Raw genomic sequence first — 1,737 nt, 5'->3', positions numbered from 1 at the left:
CTGGGGCGGCAATGGTTTCTGGCTGCTGATGAAGCGCCTCGAGGAAGACCGCTTTGTTTGGCCACGCCGGCAGCAGCCGGTGATGGAGTTGACGACCGAGCAGCTTCACTGGCTGCTTGAGGGTATTGATATCGATGCGGTACGTCGTCATCCTGCGCGACAGTATCGGCATGTTGGCTGACGATGTCGTGATGCAACACCCGGGTTCATCGTTACAAATTCGGTAAACCCATTCGTCTTGCGATTTCGCTATCGTGAGCGTCATGTCAGCCCACGATTCCACCTCCGGCCTGCCGGCCGAAGTTATTGCCTATATCCGCGAACTCGAGGCCAGCAACCGCGAACTGAAGGTCCGCGTCGAGCAGCTCGAGGAGCTGTTTCGTCTCGCGCAACTCAAGCGCTTCGCGCCGAGCAGCGAGAAGCTCAAGGATCGCGTGTTCGACGAAGCTGAACAGGCGGCCGTTGCTGAGCCCGTTGAAGACGATCCGGACGGCGTCTTTGCACTGCCCGACACGGGCCTGCCCGCAGTGGACGCTCCGGGCCACCAGAAACGGGGCCGCAAGCCGCTACCCGCCGATCTGCCGCGCACGCGTATCGAGTACGACCTGCCCGGGGACCAGAAGGTCTGCCCGTGCTGCCAGGGCGCGATGCATCGGATGGGCGAGCAGACGTGCGAGCAGTTGCACATCGAGGTGAAGGCATCGGTGCTGCAGCACGTGCACTTCAAGTATGCGTGCCGCCATTGCGAACGCCACGCGGAGCACACGCCCATCGTGATCGCACCCATGCCCATGCAGCCGCTGCCGGGCAGCAACGCCAGCCCGGCGATGATCGCCACGGTGATGACCGCGAAGTACGCGGATGGCACACCGCTGTATCGCATGGAAGACGCGCTGGGCCGCTCGAACATTGCAGTCAGTCGCGGCACGCTGGCGCACTGGATCATCCGGCCTGCCGAACTGCACCTGTCGCGGCTGTACGAGGCGATGCGCGCCACGCTGCTCGCGCAGTCACTGATCCACGGCGACGAGACGACCGTCCAGGTACTCAAGGAAGATGGCAAGACCGCGCAGAGCAAGTCATACATGTGGGTCTACCGCAGTGCCGAGGAAAGTGCCCATCCGGTGGTGCTGTTTGAATACCAGCCCGGACGTGCGCAGCAGTATCCGCAGGCCTTCCTGAAGGGCTACGCCGGCACCCTGATGACCGACGGCTACAGTGCGTGGCGCACGCTTGAAGGTGTCACGCATCTCGGATGCATGGCCCACGCGCGCCGGGCGTTTGATGAAGCGTACAAGGCGCTCAAGAAACCGGACGGTCGCGCACGCAAGGCACTCGAGTACTTCAAGGCGCTGTACCAGGTCGAAACCCTCGCGCGCGGCCAGTTACCCGAAGGACAAACCCGTGCCGACTATACGTACCAGTTGCGCCAGACTCACAGCGTGCCACTGCTGGACGCCTTCAAAATCTGGCTCGATGAACAAGCCCCGCAGGTGCTGCCGGAAAGCCTGACGGGCCAGGCCATCAGCTACGCGCGCAATCAGTGGGAATACTTGCGGCGCTATGTCGATGACGGCAATTCCCCCATCGACAACAACCTTCTCGAGCGAGACATCCGGCCATTTACAATGGGGCGTTCATTGTGCACCTCCTTCCGAGAGCTCGATAAACATTGGGATTTGACCTTCAGTGTCGTTGCGACACGGGCGATTTTTGCGCGCCAACGCCGCCGTAACC

2 protein-coding genes are annotated in these 1,737 nt (G+C 62.0%); both read left to right on the top strand.

The features are described from left to right. On the top strand, window positions 1–181 hold a 181-nt coding region (tnpB, locus tag HV670_RS29885), incomplete at its 5' end, for an IS66 family insertion sequence element accessory protein TnpB (RefSeq protein WP_175108527.1). An 82-nt stretch (window positions 182–263) separates the two neighbouring features. Continuing rightward, the coding region (gene tnpC, locus HV670_RS29880; RefSeq protein ID WP_246258130.1) for an IS66 family transposase at window positions 264–1,737 on the top strand (1,474 nt) is incomplete at its 3' end.

It is taken from the genome of Pararobbsia alpina, assembly GCF_902859895.1.
Lineage (GTDB): Bacteria > Pseudomonadota > Gammaproteobacteria > Burkholderiales > Burkholderiaceae > Pararobbsia > Pararobbsia alpina.
This window is presented reverse-complemented; position numbering and strand designations above follow the sequence as displayed.